The sequence below is a fragment of the Natronospirillum sp. genome, assembly GCF_022565775.1.
GTDB lineage: Bacteria > Pseudomonadota > Gammaproteobacteria > Pseudomonadales > Natronospirillaceae > Natronospirillum.
In genome coordinates, this window is the sequence record NZ_JAIUMC010000037.1 from 21,407 (window position 1) to 28,743 (window position 7,337).

A 7,337-nucleotide genomic window follows, 5' to 3' on the forward strand; every position below is an offset into this window, starting at 1 on the left:
GCACTGTTTGCTGCAGTCTGGCAATACGCCAGGATTTGCGGTAAACAGTGCGCATCAATCGCCACGCATAACACCAACAGGATTCAACACCCAATGCCGCAATCTTGGCCGTCCGCAGGTGCCCGACTTCTGACGTTGGGCGCACTGTGTCTGAGCACCACCCTGACTGCCCAGCCATGGAGCGGCTTTTCGCCCTACGAGCGTGATCAGGAGAGCTGGCAGTTCTGGGATGCGCCCACCATGCGCCAGTCCGGCGACCTGACCCGGTTCACCTATCAGGGCTGGACTAGCGCCGGCGACATACTGCGCCAGACCCGCTTTGCCAATGACGAAATCTCGCCCCTGGTCATCGACGTGGGCATGTGGGTGTTCGTGCTGCCGCATCCGGCCATCTGGATGCGCAATGAATGGCAGCGCGACCTGCTGCGCGCCGAAGGCATCGACAGCCGCAGTGATGCGCGCTTTCTCTGGTCGCACAGCACCGAACATGAAACCTATGTGCGCGGCGTCACGGATGAGCAACTGACCGACGTTCGCGCCAGCAACCCCGGCCAGTACACCCGCCTGGGGTCGGTGCGTTACGAGGCCACTCAGCAACTGGTCAGCGAACTCAGCGAAGCCAGCTACTTCAACTACGGCGTGCCGCGCTACCGTTTTGCCAAGGCCTACCTGACGCTGCAGGACACCATCAGCCTGTATCGCTGCACCGACGACGACTTCACCCTGCCCGGCGATGAGTCCGAGCGCAGCCAGGACATCATCGGCCACGACTGCCTGCACTGGACCTGGAGCCTGCATGGCGACAGCTCGGATGAGCATGAGCGCTATATCGGCTATGACGACCTGGACTCCGAAGCCAGAGACTACCTGGATCGGGCCCTGTTGCTTAGCCTGATCAACTTCGTCGACACCCAGTATTTCGACGAGACCAACCAGCAGGAAGCCAACCGCCTGAGCTTCGAGCCCACCCCCTTCGGCCGCCGCTTTGGCTGGCACCACCTGCGCTGGCAGCAAGGCATGCAAGTCGGCTGGGACGTCTACTGGCAACAGAACGACGAACAGAACCTGCCCGCCGCCCGCATCAGCGTAATCGACTACCCGGTCAGCCCGGGCACCTTCACCGGCCGCCTCGCCGGCTGGCAACAACCACGCGACCTCAACTTCCGCACCGAAAGCAACGACGCCGGCTGGGCCATCGAACTCAGATACAGCCAACCCGTCATGCAACGCCTGCGCCTCACCGGCGACTGGTACTACAAATCAGACGGCTGGTACCCGGGCGTGCAGCACCTCGACTCAGGCCGCGGCTGGCGACTCGGCGCCGAAGTGCGCCTCTTCTGAACACAAACCCGGCCCCGCCCATACAAAAACAGACTTGAACAACACGCCCGCCTTGGCTACAACTATACAAACAGCCAGAAAACCACCCACTGCGACAAGGCGCGTCGACAAGCAGGCAGAAGGATTGGCAAGCCACTTCACCCGGTCGGGCGGAAGCGTGGTTGGCGGTTTCAACTCCTGGCATTTCCCCTGCAGCAACAAACCCACAAGGCAAAAGCGGTCACAGTGACCGTCTATTTTGGCGGATCTGGTGTTTTCCGCCTGTAGACCGCGTCAGACAAGAAGCTTCCATTATCCGGGTGCGAATGGGATAGGCATCAAAGTGGTCATATTTCTGGTGGGTGGTTGGGGGCGGGCGAGGCTGAGAGCTGGCTGCTGTGGGGTATCGCAGGTATTTTGGAGTTGGATTCAAGAGTGGATGGTGGTCAGAGTAATGTGGTCACTTTGACGACTATATTAATGTTACGAGCCATAGTCATGACTGAGAAGATACTCATAGCGTTGATCGGGTTGGGCGGTGCTGTAATTGGTTCCGTTGCTACGATATCGGTTCAAATCGTCGCTGAATATCTGCGTAAAAAGGAAGTTGATAGGCAAGAGAGCCCGCAGATAGAAATGCTCACGGAGATGCTGAATCATCCCAAGCATAAATGGCGCTCGCTTGATCGTCTTCAGCACGTAATCGGAGCTGATGAGGAAACCACGAAACGTCTTTTGTTGAAGATTGGCGCAAGAGCATCTGAAGACGGAAAACCTATTTGGGGGCTACGGTCTCGAAATCCACTGCCTGGTGAGCCAAATGACTCGTAACAAGTGTAGTCTGTCGGACAAATTACTCGCTGCGCTCGCAATTTGCCGCAGCTACAGGCGTTAGCCATGACTATGAACGACCCTACCGTCACCGCCATCCCGCCGACATTCGTCCAGTATGCGGCAGATGTTTTGGCGGACACGTCAAAAGGATTGAGCGGCGGAGAAATTGTGCGCGCTACTGCGGCCTATGCCGTTGAGTACGACGTCAATCTGCCTCATCCAACGTATCCTTTTGAAGCCCCGAACAAGCGCACCGCGCTCTACGACAATTTGATGGTATTCGATGCGCCTCAGCAGTATCGAATACTCAAGGAACTTTGTGATCACCGGTCTTTCGGCTACGTTGAGAGCCCAGAACGAAAGCAACTCAAGATTCGCCTCGTCACACGGTACTCGCATCTCGATCCACAGGACTCGCCCTCGGAGATCAACGAAACACTCATCGAAGAGACAAAACATTGGCTCGAAGGGTTTCCGTCTGCGCTGAACCTATACTCACAGGCAAATGAGAAGTACGACCACGGCGTATTTCATCGCAACGTTCTAGACGACTTGCGTCTGAGCTTGGAGACGCTGCTCCGCGAAATCCTCGGCAACAACAAATCTTTGGAAAATCAGCAGGCCGAAGTTGGCGCCTTGATCAAGAAATCCGGAGGATCACCTGAATTGAGCAACATGTTGTTGAAGCTACTGGATTACTACAGCAAGTATCAAAATAGCTACGTCAAGCACGATGATGCGGTCATTGAGGCGGAAATCGAGTTCGTGTTTGAGATCACATCCTCTTTCATGAAGCACATCGTCAGGGTGGCGCCGTGACGGCTAACAAATCGCTGCAGGGGACGGTTGACCCGTCGCCCATTTTTGCTGCCGCAAAAACGGTCGCCGCCTCAAACACCCCTGAGCTAAGGTGTTAACTATTCAAGGCGTGACAGTGGAAATCACCACAGAGAATTACGATAAGCTTCAGTCGGGCATCAAGTCGCTGCTTGAAGAAGTGAGTCAATTCGTGAACGCAAACGGTAACTATCCGCAAGGTAAGTCCGTGGCTAGCGACGAGGTCGAGGAGTGTGCGTATTCTGAGGAGATACAGACCGTTTGTTCACAGGGATGCCTATTAGTCGAGTCAGCAGGTGATCACGCCTTCGCTGTCTCCCGACTTCTTGAACCTCCTCTGCTAACAATTTCTCCTTGGACGTCGGTTCGTGGTGTTTTAGAAGCAGCCGCATATGGTTGCTGGCTTATGGATCCTGACATAGCAGTCCGAGACAGAGTCGCTCGAAGCTTGGCTTTCAGATACGGTGGATTGCTCCATCAAAAAAAGGCCGCTGGCTCTATGGGAGATGAAAATGGAGTCCGACATGCCAAAGAGCGGATTCAGGAAATAAAGGCGGACGCTCGGAGACTTGGCTTTGAAGAGAAAACCGATAAGAAAGGAAAGGTTGTAGGTGTTGCCATGACACTACCCTCATCAACCGAGTGCATTCGGGATAACCTCTTTAATGAATCAGGTTACCGTATCCTGTCGTCCATAGCGCACTCGCATCCATCGGCGATGATTTCCGTGTCGTTTAAAGCAAAAAACGAATCGGAGCCGTCGCTTTTATCAAAGAACTTGTCAGTTGGATCAGCTTGCTGGCTACTGATGACTGCAGCAGATGCGTTTTCTGCTATTGCTTGGCGGCAGGCGAGCTACTTTGGGTATGACCTGGAAGAATTTGGCCATTTATTGAACGAAATATACGATGGAATGGGTATCAGAAAAGATGGCCGATTCTGGCAGATCACGAGTTAAGTCAACAAGGCCATGCACACGAAAAGCGCGTGATGGCAGCGTTAGGGAAAGGCATGAAAATGACTTACAGTTCAGTCAGAGAGCCGCGATGGGCTAACCGCGAAATGACGGCGATAGACTGCCTAGTGTATTTCGAACACCTGAAGTCTGAAGTGCCTTTCACAGCTTCCGAAATCAATGGGGTCAGAGTCATTTGATCACAACGGCAATCAATGGGGTCAAATCAATGGCAAATCAATGGGGTCAGAGTCATTTGATCACAACGGAACAACTGATGATGACATTGAATCTCACCAAAGTTCACGGCGTGCCCATTCAGCCAACACACAAAGCCACCTGCCACTGCGGATCAGTGGAGATTGAGCTCGATTTGCCTGAAGGTCTGATTGATGTCAGACGGTGTGACTGTTCACTCTGTCGCCGCAGGGGTGCCATAGTGGCATCGGTTCCGCTGCCGGGCATACGGATAGTGAAGGGTGAACAGGTATTGAAGCTGTACCAGTTCAACACGAAAACCGCGAAGCACTATTTTTGTGGGAACTGCGGGGTCTACACCCATCACCAGCGCAGGTCCGATCCGTCACAGTATGGCTTCAATGTGGCTTGCTTGGAGGGGATTAATCCTTTGAAGATCGAAGGTGTGCCAACCTATGATGGCGTCAATCACCCGGCTGATAGACAAGGCTCATAGCCCATTCGATGTGAGTACTCACTTCGTGCGACGGGCCCGGCTTCACTCGGCCGTCTATGCACGGCGCCATGTACACGGAGGCTTTTTTAACCAATGTTGAAAGCGACTTGTCATTGCGGAAATGTGGAGATTGCTGTTCCGGAGCTGCCTGGCCATCTTGTTCAGTGCACCTGCTCCCTTTGCAGGCGGTACGGCGCGCTGTGGGGGTACTATACAAGGGCGCAGGCCCAAGTATCCTATGACCCTGGCTCGGTAACTGCTTACGCTTGGAACGACAAAGTCATCGAATTCTATCACTGCAAAACTTGCGGGTGCCTGACGCACTATGAGGGCATCGAGAAGACCCCTGAAGACAGGATTTCCATCAACTTTCGAATGTTTTCCCCCGATGTGTATTCAGAGCTAACGGTACGAACCTTTGATGGCGCTGACACGTGGAAGTTTATCGACTAATTGAGCTTGCACCAATAACTCAGATACATTGCCGCTGGGCAAGCAAGGTGGAACGAATGATTAGATTTCTGGAAAATCATGTAAATTGGCAATTGTGGGATAAGGTGTAGTGATACTTCTCGGCTATATCGTTGGCGCTTTCTTGTTATCCATACTTGTATTCAGTTGTTTGTATTATGTGGTGTATAAGATCAGCAAGCCCTCGAAAGTTCGCAAGAAAATGAGTGGCACACCAGGCCTGCACCAACAACACCCAGCTTTCTTTGCAAGTGAGATCTTTAAAGCAAGAATGATCTCCGAGGCAATCAACGATCTACGGCTGTTGAAGTTCCTAGGCGAAGTAAGGTTTGATCGTTGGCACTCTTTCGACAAAGGTCTCATGCTGCATACATCAGGATTCGATCCGGAGCAATTGGCTGAGCAAAGGTTGTTGGATATTAGTGCCACAGAGATGGTCGAGGTTGTTTTCGCCAGACATGGGCAGGTCGAGATTCAAGTAGTTAATGATTCGCCATTTAGGTCGTTCAGAGAATCTGTGTCAACGGCATTGTACGGAGAGCCGATAGATCCTTCGTTTGCTAATACTGGGAAGATATACACATATGAAGAGATGTTCGGAGATGATGTTGCTCGAATCGGGGAAATTGCTGCAGAGGGTGTTCGTCTGCAGCTGCAGGTGGGGCAACGAATAAGCCTCCGTGAGCTTTCTATCTTTGCGAAATCCTTGGTTAAGCGACTCGAATCCGAAGGTGCCGAAATCCCGGACCTGAAAGACAAAGTGTATTCTCAAATACTAATGGCATTTTCGATGAATAACTCGGCTTCTGTGTCCTTTGATCGCGTCGAGCCAGATGTCCGCTTTGGCGATTTCTTGCACTACGCAGCGGTTACCGGAACAGTAAATGCTACGTCAGAACTAATCCCTATGCACGGTCTACCAAGAATCATTACTGTTGCTCAACTCTTGATATCGTTTCTTATGCTTGGCGCCATCGTAGCCGGTGTGGTGGCCGTATTGGACATTGCGTAGATTTGGCTTGAACACGCAGAGGTAAACAAAAGCAGGCGAACAGAACTGGAGCTTTCGCAGGTGTACATGCGAAAGCTTTTCAAGGGTTCGAGCGTTTAATTGCGTATTCCGGCGATCGTGAACACTCATTCTGATTGATCGTGAACAGCCGTTCCGGCGGAACGTGAACACCTGTTTTTCCAACGCATTACCAATGAAGGAATTCATTAACTTCATAAACAATACCGGAGAATTCACCACCGCTACTGTGCCAGTAGGTAAAGGTGAGTTTTTGGCGTGCAAACATGCGTGACCAAGCGCGCCACTGTAAGGTTTTCAGCTGTGGGGCGCCCAAGGCATATGACTGAAATGGTTGTGGTTCGCGAACACAAATCCAATTACCCGAATCCAGTCTGTTTTGACGCCGGAGACAGGCTGCTTGTTGGAGAGCAGGATACCGAGTACCCCGGCTGGGTGAGAATTACCGATCAACAAGGTTTGGTAGGTTGGGCACCGCTCGATTACATCGAATTGGCTGAAGATGGCGCCAGCGGCGTTGCGTTGAAATTCTATTCAGCCAGGGAACTGGACGTCGAGCCAGGTGAGCGCCTCACCTTCAAATATGAACACTGCCAATGGTGTTGGGTGGAGCACGACACCAAGGGGGCTGGCTGGGTACCAAGGGAGTGTCTGGACAATGCATGACTTAGACAGGGAACCTGTGAGCCTGAAAGATCTGGAACTCGATCAATTACCGCTGCAAAAAGAGCTGGTTCGGTCAGCCCATTCGGCGCTTTCTGCCGAAGACGACGTGGTGGCCGCGGTGTTGCTGGGCTCCCTCGCCGCCGGCAAAGGCGACCGGGTTTCAGATGCCGACATCATTGCTTTCACACAGAATGACTTTCACCGAACCATCAGCTCATGCCTTGCCTGCTTTGAAGCAGACAAGGAGATCTTCTACAGCCTGGACGGTTCTCGCGAAGACCAATACTTTTTCAAGAAGTATATATTCACGGATTTAACCAGTGCGGAAATTCATTTCATGGATGCCAGTGAGCCTTTCAGCATCTCCAGGCCATTCAAAGTGCTGTTTGATAAGGGTGATATTGTTGCGAGCCGGCTAACCGACGAACCCGCACCAAAGCATAAGGACTTCCCGGTTTATACCAGCGGAGATGAAGGCCTGATCTGGGAGCTTTTTGACTGCATCAAGTGGTTGAGTCGTGATGACAAGG

General features: G+C 52.5%; 8 protein-coding genes. All 8 read left to right on the top strand.

From position 1 onward, the window contains the following. The first annotated feature begins 93 nt into the window (after positions 1-93). On the top strand, positions 94-1,341 hold the full coding sequence (locus LAT62_RS08885; protein WP_293382186.1) for a hypothetical protein: 1,248 nt from the start codon (positions 94-96) through the stop codon (positions 1,339-1,341). A gap of 477 nt (positions 1,342-1,818) precedes the next feature. Beyond that, the gene (locus LAT62_RS08890) at positions 1,819-2,151 is read left to right on the top strand and encodes a hypothetical protein (RefSeq protein ID WP_293382189.1); all 333 of its coding nucleotides are present in this window, start codon (positions 1,819-1,821) and stop codon (positions 2,149-2,151) included. A gap of 66 nt (positions 2,152-2,217) precedes the next feature. Continuing rightward, the gene (locus LAT62_RS08895) at positions 2,218-2,973 is read left to right on the top strand and encodes a hypothetical protein (protein WP_293382192.1); all 756 of its coding nucleotides are present in this window, start codon (positions 2,218-2,220) and stop codon (positions 2,971-2,973) included. Positions 2,974-3,064: 91 nt separating this feature from the next. Beyond that, positions 3,065-3,949 carry a hypothetical protein gene (locus LAT62_RS08900; protein ID WP_293382195.1) on the top strand — a complete coding sequence of 295 codons (885 nt, stop codon included), beginning with the start codon at positions 3,065-3,067 and terminating at the stop codon, positions 3,947-3,949. Between the two features lie 274 nt (positions 3,950-4,223). Continuing rightward, entirely contained in the window at positions 4,224-4,640 is a 417-nt protein-coding gene (locus LAT62_RS08905) for a GFA family protein (protein WP_293382198.1), read from the top strand. Between the two features lie 562 nt (positions 4,641-5,202). Then, positions 5,203-6,123, top strand: a complete 921-nt coding sequence (locus tag LAT62_RS08910) for a hypothetical protein (RefSeq protein ID WP_293382201.1) — start codon at positions 5,203-5,205, stop codon at positions 6,121-6,123. A gap of 288 nt (positions 6,124-6,411) precedes the next feature. Continuing rightward, the gene (locus LAT62_RS08915; RefSeq protein ID WP_293382204.1) at positions 6,412-6,807 is read left to right on the top strand and encodes a hypothetical protein; all 396 of its coding nucleotides are present in this window, start codon (positions 6,412-6,414) and stop codon (positions 6,805-6,807) included. Next, positions 6,800-7,337, top strand: a 538-nt coding sequence (locus tag LAT62_RS08920; RefSeq protein WP_293382207.1) for a hypothetical protein, incomplete at its 3' end; no start/stop codon positions are given. The genes LAT62_RS08915 and LAT62_RS08920, both read left to right, overlap by 8 nt.

Bases quoted from the DNA above. Each gene is read 5' to 3' on its own strand.
- LAT62_RS08885 (WP_293382186.1), top strand. From the start codon at position 94: ATGCCGCAATCTTGGCCGTCCGCAGGTGCCCGACTTCTGACGTTGGGC.
- LAT62_RS08890 (WP_293382189.1), top strand. From the start codon at position 1,819: ATGACTGAGAAGATACTCATAGCGTTGATCGGGTTGGGCGGTGCTGTA.
- LAT62_RS08895 (WP_293382192.1), top strand. From the start codon at position 2,218: ATGACTATGAACGACCCTACCGTCACCGCCATCCCGCCGACATTCGTC.
- LAT62_RS08905 (WP_293382198.1), top strand. From the start codon at position 4,224: ATGATGACATTGAATCTCACCAAAGTTCACGGCGTGCCCATTCAGCCA.